16 protein-coding genes and 1 riboswitch are annotated in these 20682 nt (G+C 30.5%); of the genes, 3 read left to right on the plus strand and 13 right to left on the minus strand.

Going from position 1 to position 20682, the window contains the following annotated elements:
* Positions 1-955: ATP-binding cassette domain-containing protein (locus WBG30_RS12645; RefSeq protein WP_424505024.1), on the minus strand; the 955-nt coding region annotated here is incomplete at its 3' end.
* Positions 956-1012: 57 nt separating this feature from the next.
* The gene (gene mglB / locus WBG30_RS12650) at positions 1013-2026 is read right to left on the minus strand and encodes a galactose/glucose ABC transporter substrate-binding protein MglB (protein ID WP_424505025.1); all 1014 of its coding nucleotides are present in this window, start codon (positions 2024-2026) and stop codon (positions 1013-1015) included.
* A gap of 362 nt (positions 2027-2388) precedes the next feature.
* Between mglB and WBG30_RS12655 the strand changes: the two genes are divergently transcribed.
* The 3 genes from WBG30_RS12655 to WBG30_RS12665 all read left to right on the plus strand — a co-directional run bounded on the left by WBG30_RS12655 (position 2389) and on the right by WBG30_RS12665 (position 6518).
* Complete coding sequence (locus WBG30_RS12655; protein ID WP_424505026.1) at positions 2389-2529, plus strand: hypothetical protein; 141 nt, start codon at positions 2389-2391, stop codon at positions 2527-2529.
* A gap of 201 nt (positions 2530-2730) precedes the next feature.
* Entirely contained in the window at positions 2731-4680 is a 1950-nt protein-coding gene (locus WBG30_RS12660) for a beta-galactosidase (RefSeq protein ID WP_424505027.1), read from the plus strand.
* Between the two features lie 176 nt (positions 4681-4856).
* Positions 4857-6518 (plus strand): EAL domain-containing protein, encoded by a 1662-nt coding sequence (locus WBG30_RS12665; RefSeq protein ID WP_424505028.1) that lies wholly within the window; start codon positions 4857-4859, stop codon positions 6516-6518.
* Between the two features lie 59 nt (positions 6519-6577).
* Here the strand turns inward: WBG30_RS12665 and pflA are convergent, their stop codons facing one another.
* From pflA to WBG30_RS12720, 11 genes are all read right to left on the minus strand, one after another.
* On the minus strand, positions 6578-7309 hold the full coding sequence (gene pflA, locus WBG30_RS12670) for a pyruvate formate-lyase-activating protein (RefSeq protein ID WP_424505029.1): 732 nt from the start codon (positions 7307-7309) through the stop codon (positions 6578-6580).
* 135 nt (positions 7310-7444) lie between these two features.
* The gene (gene pflB, locus WBG30_RS12675; RefSeq protein WP_424505030.1) at positions 7445-9676 is read right to left on the minus strand and encodes a formate C-acetyltransferase; all 2232 of its coding nucleotides are present in this window, start codon (positions 9674-9676) and stop codon (positions 7445-7447) included.
* Positions 9677-10054: 378 nt separating this feature from the next.
* Positions 10055-11089 carry a ribonucleotide-diphosphate reductase subunit beta gene (locus WBG30_RS12680; RefSeq protein ID WP_424505039.1) on the minus strand — a complete coding sequence of 345 codons (1035 nt, stop codon included), beginning with the start codon at positions 11087-11089 and terminating at the stop codon, positions 10055-10057.
* On the minus strand, positions 11082-13334 hold the full coding sequence (locus tag WBG30_RS12685; protein WP_424505031.1) for a ribonucleoside-diphosphate reductase subunit alpha: 2253 nt from the start codon (positions 13332-13334) through the stop codon (positions 11082-11084). The genes WBG30_RS12680 and WBG30_RS12685 overlap by 8 nt, the downstream gene beginning before the upstream one ends.
* A gap of 1 nt (position 13335) precedes the next feature.
* Positions 13336-13542, minus strand: coding sequence for a glutaredoxin family protein (locus WBG30_RS12690; protein ID WP_424505032.1), 207 nt, complete (start codon positions 13540-13542; stop codon positions 13336-13338).
* A gap of 143 nt (positions 13543-13685) precedes the next feature.
* Positions 13686-14246: a nucleotidyltransferase family protein gene (locus WBG30_RS12695; protein ID WP_424505033.1), complete on the minus strand. Its 561-nt coding sequence runs from the start codon at positions 14244-14246 to the stop codon at positions 13686-13688.
* Positions 14247-14258: 12 nt separating this feature from the next.
* Positions 14259-14936, minus strand: coding sequence for a selenium cofactor biosynthesis protein YqeC (gene yqeC / locus WBG30_RS12700; protein ID WP_424505034.1), 678 nt, complete (start codon positions 14934-14936; stop codon positions 14259-14261).
* A gap of 102 nt (positions 14937-15038) precedes the next feature.
* Positions 15039-17339: a xanthine dehydrogenase family protein molybdopterin-binding subunit gene (locus tag WBG30_RS12705; RefSeq protein WP_424505035.1), complete on the minus strand. Its 2301-nt coding sequence runs from the start codon at positions 17337-17339 to the stop codon at positions 15039-15041.
* Entirely contained in the window at positions 17339-17788 is a 450-nt protein-coding gene (locus tag WBG30_RS12710) for a (2Fe-2S)-binding protein (RefSeq protein ID WP_424505036.1), read from the minus strand. Before WBG30_RS12710 ends, WBG30_RS12705 begins: the two co-directional genes overlap by 1 nt.
* 152 nt (positions 17789-17940) lie before the next feature.
* A complete protein-coding gene (locus tag WBG30_RS12715) occupies positions 17941-18723 on the minus strand; it encodes an FAD binding domain-containing protein (protein ID WP_424505037.1) in 783 nt (260 codons plus the stop codon).
* A 120-nt stretch (positions 18724-18843) separates the two neighbouring features.
* Positions 18844-20181, minus strand: a complete 1338-nt coding sequence (locus tag WBG30_RS12720) for a uracil-xanthine permease family protein (RefSeq protein WP_424505038.1) — start codon at positions 20179-20181, stop codon at positions 18844-18846.
* A gap of 135 nt (positions 20182-20316) precedes the next feature.
* Positions 20317-20414: riboswitch (purine riboswitch) on the minus strand.
* Positions 20415-20682: the final 268 nt, after the last annotated feature.

Raw genomic sequence — 20682 nt, forward strand, 5'->3', positions numbered from 1 at the left:
TTTTACCATCTAGTACTATTACTCCTGTTTCCCTTTCTCTCATTCCAAAAATAGATTCCAAGATCTCAGTTCTTTTAGCTCCTACTAACCCTGCAATTCCAAGAATTTCTCCCTTACGTAATTTAAAATTTATATCTCTAAAAGAAGGTTGTTGCTTCGCTGTAAAATCTTTTATTTCAAGGATCACTTCTTTAGGAATATTAGTCTTAGGAGGAAATCTTTCACTTAGATCCCTTCCTACCATCATATTAATAATAATATCTGTAGTAAGATCTTTTGAATTATCAGTAGAAATCCATTTTCCATCTCTCATAACAGTTACTTCATCTGCTATTTCTAATATTTCTTCCATCTTATGGGATATATATATGATCCCACAACCTCTATCTCTCAATTTATTAATGATTTTAAATAGATGTGTTACCTCTTTTTCTGTTAGAGAAGAAGTAGGCTCATCCATCACTATTATTTTAGAATCGTAAGAAACCGCTTTGGCTATCTCTAACATCTGCATTTCTGACACAGATAACTCTCCAACTTTCTTCTTTGGATCTATCTCTATATCTAACTCATCAAATATTTTTTTTGTATCATCATACATCTTCTTCTCATTTATAAAAAAACCTTTTTGAGGATATCTTCCAAGCCATATATTGTCCATTACATTTCTTTGTAATACTTGGTTTAACTCTTGATGAACCATGGATACTCCACTGTCTAAAGCTTCTTTTGGAGAGGTGAAATCTATTTCTTTTCCACAAAATATAATCTCTCCATGATCTTTTCGATAGATACCAAAAAGACACTTCATAAGTGTTGATTTTCCTGCACCATTTTCTCCCATAAGTGCATGAACACTAGATTTTTTTATTTGAATGCTAACCTCATCTAGAGCTTTTACCCCAGGAAACTCCTTGGTTATTTCCTTCATTTCCAAAAGAAATTTTTCTTCCATTTTTAAGATCCTCCTTCTATAAAATAAAGCTGGGTGATAAAACCCAGCTAAAATATATTATTTAAAATCTGCAAGATTATCTTTATCTACTCCTATATAAGGAACTCTTACAGCTTTTTTCTCATCTAGTTTCCATTCAGTTCCTTCAAGTGGCTCTTTCCCAACAGCTAGATTATAAGAAAGATCAAAAGTTGCTTGAGCTTGGTTTTTAGCATCATTCAATACAGTTCCTTCTAACTCTCCTCTTTCAACCATTGCAAGTGCTTCTGGAAGAGCATCTATTCCGAATACAGGTATGTCTGATCTTCCTGCTGCTTTTAATGATTCTATTGCTCCAAATGCCATCCCATCATTATTTGCTATAACTACTTCTATCTTATCTTTATTAGGGCCTGCAATCCATGCATCCATCTTGTCTTTAGCCATTGCTGTATCCCACATTGCTGTATCTAAATGCATTGCTTCTGTATCTATCCCTTTTTCATTCAATGTTTTTATTGCCCATTCAGTTCTAGCTTCTGCATCTGGATGTCCTGGTTCTCCTTTTAATAGTACAAATTGAATTTTTCCATCTTTATTTAAATCCCATTTATCTATATTATCCATCCAATGTTTAGCAATTAGTTCTCCTTGTATTACTCCTGACTCCTTAGAGTCTGTTCCTACATAGTAGATTTTATCATATGAATTCATGTCTATTTCAGATGGTTCTTTATTGAAAAATACCACCGGTTTATTTTCTTCTTTAGCCTTATTAATAATAGTCGAGGCAGAAGCAGGATCAACTAAATTTACAGCTAATACATCCATTCCTTTAGATAAAAATACGTCAATTTGGTCATTTTGAGTAGATTGGTTATTCTGTGAATCTACTAGGTCTAGTTTGATTCCTTTAGCCGTCGAAATTTTTCCCAGATCTTGCCTCAAAACTGACATAAAGTTATCATCAAACTTATAAATAGCTACTCCAATTTTAGGTGCACTTATCCCTTCTGTAGTTGCTGTTTTATCATTTCCACCACAAGCAGTTACTGCTGCGGCCATGGTCATTACTACAAATATTTTTTTCATATAGTTCCCCCTAGAATTTATTTTTGGTACACAATCTATAATAATGTTACATCATGATTTTTAAAATGTCAAATCATTTTTAACTGAGTTAATAAAGTTGATTTCATTTTTTTGGATATATACCATATATGATTTTTAATTTTTCATTAACTTTAAAATATTAGAGAGAAATTTTGAGATGAACATTTATTCAACCTATAAAATAGTACTTTTTTTATAGTCCTAAAACCCTAATTAATAGCAATATAATATTAATAAAAGTTATAAATATATATATATCAATTTAATATATATATTTTTAATATAGTGAAATAACTGATATTATAACTGTATAAATAAGATTTTAACAGGAGGAAATAAAAATGGCAAAAATTAAAAGAGCAGGAATAAACTTTTTAAACTTTTTCAAAGCAGAGGAAATTTTACCAGCTGAATTCAGAGAGCATAATGAATTAGAAAGATTTGATAAAATTCAAAACACAGAATTTTATATTAACTACTAAAAAATAAGTATAATAAAAAAAAGATCGTAGATTAGTTTGAATCTAGGATCTTTTTTTGTCTCAAAAACTATGCAAGCTTAATTGTAATTTATGTAGATATAAAGCCCGACTTCGTCTTTTTTCTTTCCTATGTTGCATTATAAAAGAAAAAGAACTATACTTATTAATAAATTATAAATATTTAGTTTAAGGGAGGTATAGATGTATTTTGGAGTAGATTATTATCCAGAACATTGGAATATAAATATGATTGATAGTGATATCCAAAGAATAGTTGAGATGGGATGTAATATAGTTAGAATTGGGGAGTTTGCCTGGCATTTAATGGAAAAAAAAGAGGGCCAATTTGATTTTACATTCTTTGATATGGTTATAAAAAAATGTGAAAAAGCAGGGTTAAAAATAATTTTTGGTACTCCTACAGCTACTTTTCCTGCTTGGTTGGCCAAAAAACATCCTAGTATTTTATCTAAAGATAAAAATTTACAAGCTCGAGTTTTTGGGGGGAGGAGACAATATTGTTATAATTCAGATGTCTACCTTGAATATTCCAATAAAATAGTAACTAAACTTTTAGAACATTATAGAGCTCACCCCTCTATAATATCTTGGCAAGTTGATAATGAATTTGGACACGAAGGTTCTGATGATTGTTATTGTGAAACATGCCAATTAAAATTTCAAGAATTCTTACAAAACAAATATCATACTATTGATAAATTAAATGAAGTTTATGGAACAATATTTTGGGGACAAACTTATAACTACTTCGATGAAATCCCAGCACCTTTAAAGACTATCACTACTCATAATCCTACCTTAAAATTAGATTGGATGAGATTCAAATCTGATTCTTTAAATCAATATGCAAATTTTCAAATTCAACTAGTTAAAAACCTTAGTGGACCTCATCAGACTGTAACCACTAATTTATCTGGTGGATTTTATACTAAATTATATGATCACGAAGAAAATACAAAAAATTTAGATTTTGTATCATATGACAATTATCCTGTTTGGGGTGGGTTAAAAGAACCTGTATCCCCAGGACAAATAGCTATGACATTAGATTTTATAAGAGGTCTTCAACAGAAGAATTTTTGGATATTAGAACAGCTCATGGGAGCTCAAGGACACGATGTCATAGGATATCTTCCTAGGCCTAATCAAGGAAAAATATGGGCTTATCAAGCTTTTGCTCATGGATGTGAATCTATGCTGTGGTTTAGATATCGTGGAATGACAAAGGGTGCAGAGCAATATTGTTTTGGTATACTTGATCAAGATAATAAAATCAATAGAAAATATAAGGAAGTTCAATCTGCCATCAAAGATATCTCAAAATATGAAACTTTATTTATGTCTTCTATAAAATCTGATCTTGCTATCATCTATGATTTTGATAATATATGGAGTTGGAAAGCTCAAAATCAAAGTTTAAATTTTGATTTCACCAATGAACTTATGAGACTTTATACACCTTTTTATGAAAAAAATATTAATATTGATGTTATTTCCTACAAGAAGAACTTTAATAATTATAAGGTTATAGTTTTACCAGTAACTAAAATTATAGATGAAACCTTAGCAAAAAGACTTGAATATTTTGCCAAAAATGGTGGTACAATAATTTTTTCATATAGAACAGGAATAAAAGATAGAAATAATAACCTTTATTTTGAAAAAACTCTCCCATGTTTAGTGAAAGATCTTTGTGGAATCTCTATAGAAGAGATCGAATCACTCCAACAAGGTCAAGAAGTTGAGATAGTAGGAGTTGATAATTATATAGATCATAGAGGAACATGTGAAGTGTGGAGAGATTTAATTACTCCTACTACTGCTAAGACATTATTTAAATATAATGATAAATTTTATAATGAAAAAGCGTGTATAACAAAAAACTCTTACGGTAGTGGTCATGTATACTATATTGGTGGAGGAGTAGATGATATTGTTTTAAATATAATAGCATCTACTATTTTAGAAGAAAAACAGATTAAAATCACAGAATCGCCTAAAGATTTAGAAGTTTATAAAAGAAGCTGTGAATTTGGTGAACATCTAATTATCACCAACCATTCTTCAGAAGAAAAACTATTTAAAGAGATCTTTTTATCTCCTTATGAAAGTAAAATTATAAAAATTTAAAGTCTAAAAAACTATATTAGTAAATTTTCTGTTTTGATATATCTTCAGTGTTTATAGAAAATATCTTTTAAAACTTAAAAATAAATATGAAGAAATCCTTTTTATATACTTAAATATAAAAAGGATTTCTTTATTATTTTCAGTATAAAGTAAATATTGATTTTAGGAGGTGAAGAATGAAAAATATTGTCTCTATAACTAATTATATAAATGATTGGATAAATCCAAAAGGATTAAAGAAATTTATTTTAGTTATTTTAATTTTAATTTTAGAACTTTTATTAGGTAGTTTTGTTTTTGCTACTGGTGGAACTAAATATGTATATCTTCATATCATGTATTTTCCTATATTTTTGGGAAGTCTAGTTTTTGGCCCACTAGGAGGTCTGTCTTTTGGAATTTTAGGAGGACTAATCCTTGGACCATATATGCCTATTGAAAGTTCTATTATGAATATGCAGAGTTTTTCAAATTGGTCCCTTAGGATTTTATTCTTTGTAATTATTGGAGTTCTCATGGGATTAATACTTAAGTTACTCACAAAACATATAAAAACTATCAATACTCTGGCATTTTATAACCCTATTACACAATTGCGCAATAGAAAATATTTTGAAAATATTAAATTAGATAAAGATACAGAATATTTTCTTGCTATATTAAAAATAGAAAATTTTTCTAAAGCTATTTCTAATTTAGGTTCTAATTTAGCTGAAGATATATTAAAAAACTTTGCTCATAAACTTAAAGACTATAAAAATTTAAATAATAATAGTGGGGATGAAATTTTCCATTTTTCAGATAATGAATTTGCAATACTTTTAAAAAATGAAAATAACGAAAGCGAAACAGAAGAATTTAAAAAAATATCTAAAGTTTTAAGATATACTATCGATTTAAAAGATACTAAGTTTTTTCCTGAGATTTCTCTAGGCGTAGCAAAATATAATAAAGATAATTTAGAACTCATAAAAGAAGCCGAAATGGCTAGAATACTCGCAAGAAAAAACCTTTTAGATTTTTATATGTATATCCCTGAAATTTCAAAACAACAAATGGTTAATTTCGAATTATTTAGTGAGATACCAAGAGCTTTAAAAAATAAAGAATTTTACCTTTGTTTTCATCCAAAAGTGAATGTATTAGAAAAAAAAATAGAAGGAGCAGAAGTCCTTATTAGATGGTTACATCCCATAAAAGGAGTAATAAGCCCAGATAAATTTATACCTTTTATAGAAACTACAAATTTTATTAATGAAATCACTTTTTTTGTCTTAGAAAGAGCTTTAAAGGCTTTAAATGAATTAAAACATTTGGGAATAGATATTAATTTATCAGTTAATATTCCATTAAAATATTTAACTAATCCTGATTTTTCAAGAGCTATTAAAAGATTTAAAAATCTAGGTTATCTTCTAGAAAATTTAGAAATAGAAGTATTAGAAAGAGATTTAATAGAAGATTTTGATACTATTGCAAATGCTATGAATGAAATAAAAAAATATGGTATAGGTTTTTCTCTAGATGATTTTGGAACTGGATATTCTTCTATTTTATACATAAAAAAATTACCTTTTGATAAAATAAAAATTGACCAAACATTCGTAAGAGATATGGCTACAAATCAAGAAAATCAAGATATTGTAAAGTCTTCTATACAGTTAGCACATATCATGAACGTACACCCACTAGCAGAGGGTGTAGAAAATAAAGAATCTTTTGAGATCTTATCCAATTTAAAGTGTAACTATGCTCAAGGGTATTATTTTACCGAACCTCTTAAATTTAATGATTTTGTGGAATGGTATAAAACGTCTTCTAAAGACTTTAATTTTTAGATTCAATTAAATTATAATAAGAAAAAAGATCAAAATCATAGAAGATTTTGATCTTTTTTCTATCCTACATTTAATCCTTTATTTCTAAATATTTGCCTAGCACTTTTCATTTCTTCTGCTGTAGGTTCCTCCACATCTTTTAACGGATATGTAAGATTCATCTCTTCCCACTTATGTGTCCCAAGTTGATGAAATGGCAGTAATTCAATTTTTTCTACATTTTTTAATTTAGAAACATAGTCTGCTAATTTTTCCAAATTTTCCTTCTTATCTGTTATTCCAGGAACAACAACATGTCTTATCCATACTGGTTTATCTATGTTCTCTAAATATTCAGCAAATTTAAGGGTATTTTCTAATTCTACCCCTGTAAGTTCTTTATAAGTGTCTGGATTTATACTTTTGATATCTAATAATACTAAATCAACATATTCAAGAACTTCCTTTACTCTATCATTAAAAATATAGCCAGAAGTATCTACCGCTGTATGGATTCCCTCTTCTTTAGCTCTTTTGAATAAAGCTTCTATATAATTTGTTTGTACAAATGGTTCCCCACCTGTAACTGTCAATCCTCCACCATTTCTAAAAAATGGCTTGTACTTTTTAATTTCATTTATAGTAAACTCAATATCTCTTTCATATTTTGCATCTTTAAGATCCCATGTATCAGGATTATGACAATATTTACATCTTAAAGGACACCCTTGTGTAAATACAATAAACCTGATACCAGGACCGTCTACGGTACCACAACTTTCAAATGAGTGTAGTTTTCCTGTTAATTTCATCTATTTCATCTCCTTTACTTTAGCTATTTTCTAAGGGCCTAACTTTATATAATTCTATTACATAATAAGTGTATTATAACATAAAAGTGGCAGTTAAAATTAATTAACTACCACTTTGTAAACTATAACTTTTTATTACATAGTTGAGTTAATAGTTCTTCTTATAACATCTAATTGTTGTTCCTTAGTTAATCTAACAAAGTTAACTGCATATCCAGATACTCTGATAGTTAATTGAGGATATAACTCAGGTCTTTCCATTGCGTCTTCTAATAATGATCTATCGAATACGTTAACGTTTAAATGTTGTCCACCAGTTGGAGAGAAATATCCATCCATTAATGAGATTAGGTTGTTTCTTCTAATAGAATCTTCTTTTCCTAATGCTCCTGGAGTTATAGCAAATGTATAAGAGATACCATCATTTGCATGTTCAAATGGTAATTTTGCAACTGATGCCATAGAAGCAATTGCTCCTCTTCTGTCTCTACCATGCATAGGGTTAGCTCCTGGACCAAATGGTTCTCCAGCTCTTCTACCGTCTGGTGTATTACCAGTCTTCTTTCCGTATACTACGTTTGAAGTGATAGTTAATAGAGATTGAGTAGGTCTAGCTCCTCTATACATGTGGTGAGTTCTGATCTTGTTCATGAAGTTTTTAGTGATCATTACTGCGAATGCATCAGTTTCATCGTCGTTATTTCCGAATGGAGTGTAATCTCCTTCGATTTCATAATCAACTGCTAATCCATCTTCGTTTCTGATAACTTTTACTTTAGCATTTTTGATAGCTGCTAATGAGTCAGCAACAATTGAGATTCCTGCTATTCCATGAGCTTGTGTTCTATCTATTTCTAAATCATGTAATGACATTTGGAATGCTTCATAAGCATATTTGTCATGCATGTAATGAATTATGTTTAATGCTTTTCCATATACTTTAGATAACCAATCCATACTTTGATCAAACTTTTCCATAACTTCGTCGAAATCTAAGTATTCAGATGTGATAGGAGCGAATTGAGGACCTACTTGTACTCCATTCTTCTCGTCTTTTCCACCATTGATAGCATATAATAATGCTTTAGGTAAGTTTACTCTGGCACCAAAGAATTGCATTCCTTTACCTATTTTCATAGGAGATACACAACAAGCGATTCCATAGTCGTCACCAAATTGGTTTCTCATAAGATCATCATTTTCATATTGTAATGATGAAGTATCCATAGATACTTTTGCAGCAAATTGCTTAAAGTTTTCAGGTAAACTAGTTGACCATAAAACTGTTAAGTTTGGCTCAGGTGCTGGACCTAAGTTATATAGAGTATTTAATGTTCTGAATGAAGTTCTAGTTACTAAAGTTCTTCCGTCTACACCCATTCCACCAATTGATTCTGTAACCCATGTAGGATCTCCTGAGAATAACTCATTGTATGCTGGTGGTCTTAAGAATCTTACTATTCTTAATTTCATGATGAATTGGTCCATATATTCTTGAGCTTCTTCTTCAGTAAGTGTTCCTTCAGCGACATCTTTTTCAATATAGATGTCTAAGAAAGTAGATACTCTACCTAATGACATAGCAGCTCCGTCTTGATGCTTGGTAGCCGCAAGGTAAGCAAAATATGTCCACTGAATAGCTTCTTTTGCGTTTATAGCGGGCTTAGACACATCAAATCCGTATGCATTACACATATTGATCAAAGCTTTTAAAGATGCAATCTGTTGTGAAACTTCTTCTCTGCTTCTGATGATATCTTCAGTCATTTCAGCTGTATCTAAAGTTTTCTTTTGAGCAACTTTATCAGCTATTAATCTGTCTACACCATAAAGAGCGACTCTTCTATAGTCTCCTATGATTCTTCCTCTTCCATATGCATCTGGTAAACCAGTGATGATTCCAGATCTTCTAGCAGCTCTGATATCATCAGTATATGCTGAAAATACTCCATCGTTATGAGTTACTCTATTATTTTTAAAGAATTCTACAGTTACTGGATCCATTTCATATCCATAAGATTCTAATGCATTTTGAACAGTTCTTAATCCACCTTTAGGGAACATTGCTCTTTTTAATGGTGCATCAGTTTGTAATCCTACAATACTTTCTAAATCTTTTTCTATATACCCTGCTCCGTATGCATCTACGGCTGAAGGCATTTTAGTTTCTGCGTCATAAACACCTTTTTCTATTTCTACTTTAAACATTTCTGTTAATTTATCCCATAATTTTTTAGAGTTATCAGTAGCCCCTACTAAAAATTCATCTCCACCTTCATATGGTGTGTAGTTATTTTGTATAAAATCTCTTACGTTGATTTCCTCTTTCCAAAGATCTCCTTTGAAACTATTTAAATAATTACTCATTTTATTCCTCCCAGTTTAAAAATAGTCTTACTATGTGAAAAAGTATAACATTTGGGATAATAAAAGTCAATATTTTTATTCATTATAATTTAACTTTTTTCACGATTATTAATCTTGAGTTAACAAACCATTAAATTATGTTTCATACATTTTTCCTTATTTTAAACCATAGTACTCTAAATTACAAACGTTTTTTATTTTTCCAAACAATTTTAAACTACACTGATTGAATTATATATATATATTGAATAAAAAGTTCGATTTCCGGTTATATCGTACTTTTTTTTACGTATTTGTGAAAAAAAGAATTAAATTTTAAATGTAAACGAAAATATAAAATACTTTAATTTTAGCGCCACAAATTAAAGTGTTTTAATTTTAAAGCTCGTCCCACCCATCTATGGAAGAGCTCATATTGTACGAAGTTACATTTCCTTCAAAAAAATTAGCTTTTACATTTCCTTCTCCTTCAGTATCTGCTAATTTTTCCAGATGTTTATAAGGATTTTTATCGTATCCTGAATAAAGTTTACTCAGTCCAAGACTCCTAAGCCTTTCATTAGCTAGCCACTTAGTATAGTCTTCAATAGTTTTTTCAGTAACTCCTAATATTTTCTTCCCTATGATATGTTTACTCCATTTTATTTCTTGCTGTACAGCTACTTCAAACATATCATATATTTCTTCTTCACTAAAATAATTTATGTTTTCTTGTTTAATTTCATTTATCATATTTTGAAATAAAACCACATGGGATAATTCGTCTCTATTGATTAATTTAATAATATCAGAGGTTCCCATCATCTTATTTCTACTAGCTAATAAATAAAAGAAATTAAATCCATTGTAAAAGTAAAGTGATTCTAATAGATAATTCGCTACTAAGACTTTAGCAAAATTTTTATTGCTAGGAACATCTATAAAATCTTGATATACCTTTGCTATATATTGATTTCTTTCAAAGAGTACCTCATCATCTCTCCATTTATCATATATAAGGTTTCTCTTTTCCTTAGGAAGGATACTTTCTATTATATATTGATAGGATTGAGAATGGATAGCTTCTTGATATGTCTGGATAGCTAATATCAAATTTACCTCTGGTGCTGTTATATAGTTTGAAATATTTGGCACATTATTAGTTTGGATACTATCAAGAAATACTAAAAAAGAAAGTATTCCATCATATGCATCCTTTTCCTCATCAACTAAACTAACATAATCATTTTTATCTTGAGTTAGATCTGTTTTTTCTGGTATCCAAAAATTACCCATCATAGTTCTGTATAGATTATTAGCCCACTGATATTTAACATTGTTTAAATTAAATATATTTGTAGTATCTCCACCTATCATTTTTCTCTGATCCAAACTATCTACCCCTTGGGGGTTAAATATTTTTTTTCTATCCACTGCAACTTTCACACTCCTCTTTTTCCCTCATTATATTGCTATTCTTTTGAATAGTTCTAGTATAGTATATCGATTTACACTGAGTCTTCCATGCTGTCATTATAGTGTCATATATATCTTTTGCCCTTATATCAGTATTTAGGTCAAATAATAGTTCCATAGATACACCTTGAGTTATCCATCTAGAAATTTTACTCATTACATGAACATATTCTTTGGGATCTATTTTTTTTGCTTCACTATAAAACCAAGATCGATCATTTAAATGTTTTACCACACGAGGAACTGCTCCTTTTTGATTTTTCTCAATAAAAAATCTAGAAAATACTGGATTAACAGAAGCTGTAGCACCCATTAGGAGTGATGTAGATGTATTAGGAGCTACTGCTGTTAGTTCACCATTTCTAATCCCATGAGAAGCTACCATATCAAATACCTCTTTCCATTCTTCACCTATATCTGAATTATCTATATAGTGTTGTCTTTCTTTTCCAAAAAAGTTTCCTTTATCCCAGTTAGATCCAGGGAACATCTTATACTGTCCTCTTTCTTTGGCTAAAATAGCACTCCCTTTGAGAGTATAAAGAGCAATTTTTTCAAATAATTTATCGACCTCTTCTGCGGACTCTTCATACATAAGGTATCTATATGCTAAATAATCAGATAGGCCCATAGCTCCTACACCAACAGTTCTATATAGCTCGTTATGTCTATCAGATTCTCTCAGAGGAGATTTTGTAAGTTCTATGGTATTATCTAGCAGTCTTACAGCTAAGATACTCATTTCCTCTAACTCTTCATCTTCTATCTCTGCTAGATTTAGAGATAAAAGGTTACAAGTATGAACTTCTCCTAATGTATTTTTAGAGATCCCAATATTTTCTTCCCTTGTCTCGCTAAATTTTTTCGTAGGAGAGAAATTTGAAAAACTTTCCATACAAAGGTTTCCATTACCTATCATTCCTTTGTGGGAATTATGATTCATTCTATTGGCTGTATCTTTAAAAAAGATATACGGCATCCCTGTTTCAATTTGCGTCTTCATAATCTCTTTTAGGAGCTCCCTAGCACTTATTTTTTTTGTTATTTGCAAACTCTCATCGTTTTCAAGACTTTTGTATATATCTTCAAATTTTTCTCCATAGAGTTCACAGAGTTCAACATCATATTTTTTCCTTACTTCATATGGATCAAAGAGAGTCCAACTTTTGTTTTCTTCTACCCTTTTCATAAATAGATCCGAAACTACTACTTGGGGGTATACATCATATGATTTACCTCTTTGATCACCATTTTCACTTTGGAGTTCTAAAAATTGTTCCATATCTATATGCCAAGTATCAAGAGCTACAGTTACTGCTCCTGCTCTTCTTCCCTGTTGGTTAACAGCTACTGCAGTATCATTTATTATTTTTATCCATGGTATTACTCCACCGCTGGCATTTAAATATCCATTAACGACTGATCCTTTCCCACGAATTCTAGATAGATTTACTCCTACTCCTCCGCCATTTTTACTTATCTTTGCTATAGAGTCTACATTATAGAAAATAGATTCTATATTATCATCTATGGCACTGATAAAACACGAAGCAAGATTTCCATTAGGAATTCTTAGGTTGGCTAAAATAGGTGTTGCTAAAGATATTTTTTTTAGGGATAACACATCATAAAACTTTTTAACTCTGTCTATTCTATCTTTTTTCTCATTTAGAGATAGCATCATAGATATAGCCATGAAAACTTCTTGAGGTAATTCCCAAACTTCTCCATTATATTTTAATAGATATCTATTTATAAACATATTAGCTCCAGCATAGTCATAGTTCATATCCCTGTCTGGAACTATATATTTTCCTAACTCTTTAATTTCTTTTTCTGTATAATCTAATAATCTATTGTCATAGATATTATTTTTGCATAGCTCTGTTATTGTTTTATAAAAATTCTCATATGAATAACCTCTGCCATGGTATACTTCTCTTTCGATCTCCATCATTAGAAGTCTACCTCCGACATTTGCCCAATGACTAGATTCAAAGTTTGTCATAGATACAGTTAAATTAATTAACGATTCCTGTATTCTTTTAGTTGTAATATCTTCCTGATAGATAGTGTCTATATAACTTTCTAATTCCACCATATTAATATCTAATCCATCACAGGCTCTAATTAGTTTTTCTCTGATTTTATCTATATCTATAGGTTCTTTTATCCCATCTCTATTGATAATCATCCTGTTCATATTATTTAACCTCTTTTAAAAAATTATCCATTGTATAAAATTTATTATTATATTCAATTATTGGTGCTGACATTATCTTTGCCTTACTTGCTACAATTCTTAGTTCTTTTATATCCTCTATATATTTAAACTCTGTTCCACTATTAACCAGTTTAGACTTTAATTCTTCACATTGTTTACAATTTTCTTTTCCATATATTTTTATCATTTAAAATACCTCCTATTGTGTATATATCTATTTTTTTTACTAGATATAGTATACTTATGTTTTACCACATAATTGTATAAATTACAATTATAAGATAACTATAATAATAAAAAATAAGAATAAAAAAAATAAGATAGAAACTCCTACCTTATTTTTTCGTATTCTTCCCATGTATCTATATCTAAAAAATCATTTTCATCAGAAAAATTCACATATTTTATATTGTCTAGGTTATTTTTTATTATTTCTTTACCACCGATATCTCCAGTTAATTTTAGGAGTTCTTTCCTATATGTTTTTCCAAATATAACAGGACTTTTATTTTTCCCTGAGACTCTAGGTACTACTACCTGATGACTATTAGAATTCTCTATTATTTTTTCTATAACTTCACTAGTGAGAAATGGTTGATCTCCAGTAAAAAACATAAAATTAGAATCTGTATCTGTATTTTCTACTCCTAACTTTATACTTTCACTTATTCCATTTTGTGGCTTATGATTTGTAACTACTGTATAACCATATGATCTAGCTATCTTCTCTATCTCAATATACTGGGTAACCACTATAACTTCATGAAATTTTATTTTATATAATTGAATAAAAAGATGTTCAATCATTGGGTTATTATCTTTTAATAGCAGGAGTTTATTTTCTCCCATACGTGAACTGTATCCAGAAGCTAGTACTATACCTGTAATCATTAACTCCTCCTACTATTCTATCTCTAAAATATCTCCATGAAAATGTTTGTCATATAATTTATTTTTTATTTTTTCTACAATTTCTAAATTTTCTATGAGATCTAATTTACTAAAATATATAATTTTTTTACCCTTTGAATTTTTAAAAAGGCCATCTTTTTTTAGAATGATTTTAACATAATCATCTATAGTCAATATATCTCCTTCTTTTTTATCTACTAATCTACAAAAAAACTCTATCCTATGGATAAATTCTTTGTTTATTAGTTTTCCTATATGGGTAACATCAACTACTCCTATAGTTATTGTAGTATTAGTACAAATAACAGGTTCGGTTTCATTCCATCCCTTTAGGGGTTTCATATGAGATCCGTCTGCTTCTATAAAAGTATAGTCAAAATGTTTTACTAATAATTCCAAATCTTTCATAGGAAGACTAGATAGTTTATCCTTATATTTAGGAGCTACCACATAAAGATTCTTTTTTAATGGGATAGATACTGTATCTAAAAAATTTATATCATGATATAAGTAATCATAATTAAATGGTGTAAAGATCTTAGTAGTTGTAGTCATAAGGACAGAGTTGTCTACCCTATACTTATTAGACAAATAGTTTAGGAGGGTAGTCTTTCCTCCAGCTCCTACTATAGATACTACATCTCCCTTTTTAAAATTTAAATTTTTCATAACAAATAACCTCTCTTGACACAGAGATTCACAGAGAAAAATATGAGTTTCACAGAGTGTAATCTCTGTGTATCTTTCCATTCCCTCAGTGTAACTCTGTGACTAATTTTCCTTTGTGTTCACTATTCCCATGAGTACTTTTTCTGGGGTTATAGGTAATGTTCTTATCCTTACTCCTGTAGCATTTGCTACTGCATCTGCAATTGCAGGAGCAGAAGTATTAATAACAACCTCTCCTATTGATTTTGCACCAAATGGGCCTGTCTTCTCAAAACTAGGTTTAAATTCTACTCTGATATCACCTACATCACATCTAGATGGTATCTTATATTGCATGAATGTATTTGACATCATTTTACCTTTTGCATCATATTTTACATCTTCAAATAAAGCTAATCCTATTCCTTGAGCTATTCCACCTTCCACTTGAATACGTGCTAGATTAGGATTGATCACTGTACCACAGTCAACTACAGCTACATAGTCTATCATCTCTACTTTACCAGTCTCTAAATCAACTTCCACTTCAGCAAATCCTGCTATAAATGGTGGCGGAGAAGTATGCCCACCCCAAGTACCAGTAGTCATAATTTGATTCTGCCCTTCATATGATATCAATCTATACGCAATCTCATCTAGCGAAATCTCTTGTCCATCCTTTAACAATAATGATTCGCCATTAAATTCTATATCTTCTACTGGGATATCTAATATCTTAGAGGCCCCTTCTGTTATTTTTTCAACCATAAGGTTAGCTGCTTTTATAACTGCATTTCCTGTAACATAGGTTCCACTAGAAGCATATGCACCAGGATCATATGGATTTACATCTGTATCTGTAGTATTTACTATTATTTTAGATACAGGAACACATAGTATTTCCGCAGCCATTTGAGCCACTGCGGTGTCACAACCTTGCCCCATATCACTTACTCCTACTAATAGTGTATAAAATCCGTCATCATTTAATTTTAGTGTAGCAGATGCTGTATCTATTCCATGGATCCCTGATCCCTGCATAGTAACGGCCATTCCTATACCACGAGCTTTTGTAGGAGATATTTTTTGTATAGGATATTTTTTATCCCATCCAATCAACTCTTTTCCTCTAGCAACACACTCATCTAGAGTACTACTATCTAATACAATAGAATCTTCTCCAACAAAACCATTTAGAATAGGATTTAATTCTCCTTGCTTTACTAAATTTTTCTCACGTATTACACTTGAATCCATACCGAGTTTTTTAGCCAATTCATTTATTGCAGACTCCAATGCAAATGTTCCTTGGGTTACACCATAACCTCTAAAGGCTCCTGCTGTAGTCATATTAGTATACACCACTTCTCCATAAAATCTACGAGCTTTAGCTCTGTACATAGGGAGTGTTTTTAACCCTACAACACTAAATACAGTCCATGCATGCTCTCCATATGCTCCAGTATTAGATAATCCGTGAATATCTACAGCATTTATAATTCCATCTTTAGTAGCTCCTAATTTTACAGTTAATTTCATCTCATGCCTAGTAGTAGTACAAGTATGAGTTTCCTTTCTATTATATACTAACTTTGCCGGTTTTCCAGTTATTTTGGTTATCAGTGCAGGAAAGATCTCTACTGAACAAGTCTGCTTTCCTCCAAATCCACCTCCAATACGAGGTTTTATAATTTTCACTTTACTTCTTGGTATATCTAATATATTAGATATATGTCTTCTCACATGAAATGGAACTTGGGTAGAACTGATTATATTCATCCTATCTTGAAAATCCATATAAGTAATTGCTATATAATTTTCCATCATTCCATGGATCTGTGCTTGCGTATGATAAGTATGCTCTATAACTATATCTGAATTTTCTAATTCTTTATCTACATCACCACTTACAAGAAGATTCTGAGCTGCTATATTTCTCTGGTGTTCATTACCAAAGTTGAAACATGTATATGGTTCTTCAGTATGTATTATAGTTTTATTATCTATGGCTTTTTCAAAATCTAATATAGGCTCTAATATTTCATAGTCTACCTTTATGAGTTTCATAGCTTTTAATACAGTTTCTTCATCTTTTCCTGCAATTATTGCTACTTCATCTCCTACATATCTTACATATTCCCCTAATATTCTTCTGTCGTGGGGAGATGGTTCTGGAAAAGATTGTCCTGCTAGGGTAAATCTTTTATCTGTCACATCTTTATAAGTTAATATACATTCTATACCTTCAATTTTAGAAGCTATACTTGTATCTATATTTTTTATTCTAGCAAAAGCATGGGGACTACGGAGTAACTTAACAGTCAGATAATTGTGTCCTAATGCGATATCTTCAGTGTATGATGATGCTCCCTTGATGAGTCCCATCCCGTCTATCTTTTTTATTCCCTTTCCCACATATCCCATTATTTTACCTCCATGTATTTTTTAACTGCTCTAAGCTGCCCCATATATCCAGTACATCTACATAGGTTTCCAGTTAAATAATGCTTTATCTCATCTATTGTAGGAGACTCTAACTCCCTCTTCATAGCTATTACAGTAAGGGTAAATCCAGGTGAACAGTACCCACATTGATCTGCTCCTTCACTGGTCAAAACTTCGGCGAATTTTGCTACTTCTATGCTTTCACCTTCTAAGGTAGTAATTTCTTTCCCTATTCCTCTGATAGCTAATGTTGAGCAAGAAAGAGTTGGTTTACCATCTAATAATACTGTACATAGACCACAAGACCCTGTTTCACATCCTTTTCTTACATTTAAATATCCCAGTTTTTTCAAAGCTGACTGTAGATATTCACCATCTTTTATAGATATTTCTTTATTTATACCATTTATTTTTAATTTAATTTCCACTAAATTTCATCTCCTTTTTTTGATACAAGTCACACTGATTTTATATTTTAACTCTTCCTTTTTATGGTTTCTTTCAAGTCAAAGAAACCATAAAAAGGATATTAAAGCGATAGTTTTCTCTAATTCTAGAGAAAACGACAACAAGGAAAGAGTTATTTATTTTTTAGTTCTTCTATAGATCTTCTAATTAAAACTTTTGCTATCATTTTTCTATATTCTCCACTAGCTCTCATATTTGTTCCAAATTTCATCTCATCCACAATTTTTTTAATAATTTCTTCTAAATTTTCAATTTTAAATTGCTCATTTTCAATTCTAGCAACTACTGCTCTTCCAGGCCTTGCTCCTACAACTACTCTATATTCGTCATCTAAATTAGAAACAGCACAATTCAAAATAGCATAGTCACTCTTTGAATTTCTCATTGTTTTAAAAGTTGCACTTTTCCCATCTTTTTTTATTATAATTTTAACCAAAATATCTTTGGGTACTTTTTCCTCAGCTAAATACGATTCTAAAGATACAACTCCACCTTTAAATAATTCTATATGAGTATCTAGACATAGAAGTGCTGTTATAAAATCTGAAAATCCATATTTAGAAGCTACTGTAGCTCCAGCGGTTATAACAGATCTTAATTGAATACCCACAATCTCTTCTACTGATCTAGCCACTATTCCATCAAAATCATCTTTTAATATTTCATTAGTTTCTATACTCCTAAAAGTTGTCATAGGGCCTATCTCTATATTATTTTCATCTTCTCTAATATAATCTAACTCTAAATTAGATAGATCTATTCCTATATTAATATTTTTATTTCCTAACTTCAAAAAGGCTGATCCTCCTAAAATTATGTTATTTCTATTCTTAACTAAAGTTTCATACCCTTCTTCTACGGACTTAGCCATTAAATGCTGTTTTATTGTAAACATATTCTCCTCCTTCAGTTTTTCTTATTTTCTTTAATATTTTTTCCCCTTTTAATGATACCTTATTTTTTATAAAAAAAACAGCTGAAAAGTAATTTCAGCTGTTTTACTATTTCAAAACATCTATGCTCTTTTTAATTTTACTGTTTTTCTCTTTTCTTCTTCCTTTACTATTTCTTTAGGAAGGATTACATTTAATATAACTGCTATTCCAGCTGATACAACTATTCCAGATCCTCCAAATATTAATTTAAGTGATTCTGGTAAAGAAGCTAATGCTTCTGGAACACTTCCCATTCCAAATCCTACTCCTAAAGCTACAGCGACTATAACTGCATTTCTACCTACTAACTTTTCTTTTGTGATCAAGTTTATTCCACTAATAGCGATCATTGCAAATAACATAACTAAACTTCCACCTATAACACTAGCAGGTATGATAGATATCAATGCTCCGATCTTTGGCATGAATGCTCCTGCTACTAAAAACATTGCTCCAGTTCCAACAACAAATCTACTCATAACTCCTGTCATAGCTACAATTCCTGTATTTTGGCTGAATGAAGTAGTTGGTAAGATACTAAATGATGCTGCTATAACTCCTCCAAAACCATCGGCTAAGATTCCACCAGATAATTCTTTGTCTGTTACTTCTCTATTGGCTCCACCCATTGTTACTCCTGACATATCTCCTACTGTTTCCACAGCTGATACCACATACATTAGCATCATTGCTAATATAGCATCTAAATGAAATTCGAATCCATATGTAAATGGTTTAGGTACTACGAAATAACTAGCTTGACTTACAGCTCCAAAATCGATTTTCCCCATAAACCCTGCTATTACTATTCCTGCTGCTGTTCCTACTGCTATAGCTGCTGTTCTCCAAATTCCTTTTGCAAATTGATTGAAGATAATAACAACTACTAGTACTGATCCACCTAAAAGTAAGTTTGATAATGAACCAAAATCTTTTGCTCCAAATCCACCAGCTAAGTTTTTGATTCCAACTGGTAATAATGATAACCCAATAGATAAAACTACTACACCTGTTACAATTGGTGGGAAAAACTTTCTAACTTTTCTCATAAATAATCCGATAAATGCTTCAAATAATCCACCGATCAATGCTGCTCCTAATACACCCTCAAATCCATATTTTAATCCAATTGAGATAGCTACAGGTACAAATGCAAAACTTGTTCCAACAACAACTGGTAATCTTGCTCCAATAGGTCCAATCCTATATGCCTGAATCAATGTATTTACTCCAGATACAAACATAGTACATTGAATTAAAAATGTTAATTTTTCACTTGGAATTCCTATAACTCCTCCAACGATTAATATTGGTGCTAAATTACTTACAAACATTGCTAATATATGTTGCATTCCTAACGGTATAGCTTCCTTAAGTACTGGTACTCCATCCAAATCATATGGTGATCTATTTTTCATTTTATTCCTCCCAAAGTCTTTTTGATAACTCTAATCAAGGCTCGAGTAAACAAAAAATGCCTACTCCTCCCAATAAGTGAGAAAATAGGCATTTAGGCTAAAGAACTCCTCTAATTACTTAGTAGAATTCACCATATACATAATTTTTTCACTCATAGTAGGTCATTTACGGTGACCTGTAGAAACGCTCCTCCTTATTAGGGGCATATACGAGTTAATTTATGTATTTATAATACGATTTTTGTACAAAAATGTCAAGAGGTAATAATAAAAAAAGCAATTAATCCTATTACGATTAATTGCTTTTTTTATTAGAAGTTAATTCTCTTACAATATGTCATATAAATAAAAAAATAGTACCCTTAACTTTCCCCCTCTATGTATTAAACCTCCTATAAGAGGTGTTTTTTATGATTCAATACAAAAAATAAACACACAGTAATTTCAGAGTGAAATAAGGCCACTCACGCTACCTTTAAGGCTATTTCTAACCCCCTTAAG

Source organism: Psychrilyobacter sp. (assembly GCF_049671765.1).
GTDB lineage: Bacteria > Fusobacteriota > Fusobacteriia > Fusobacteriales > Fusobacteriaceae > Psychrilyobacter.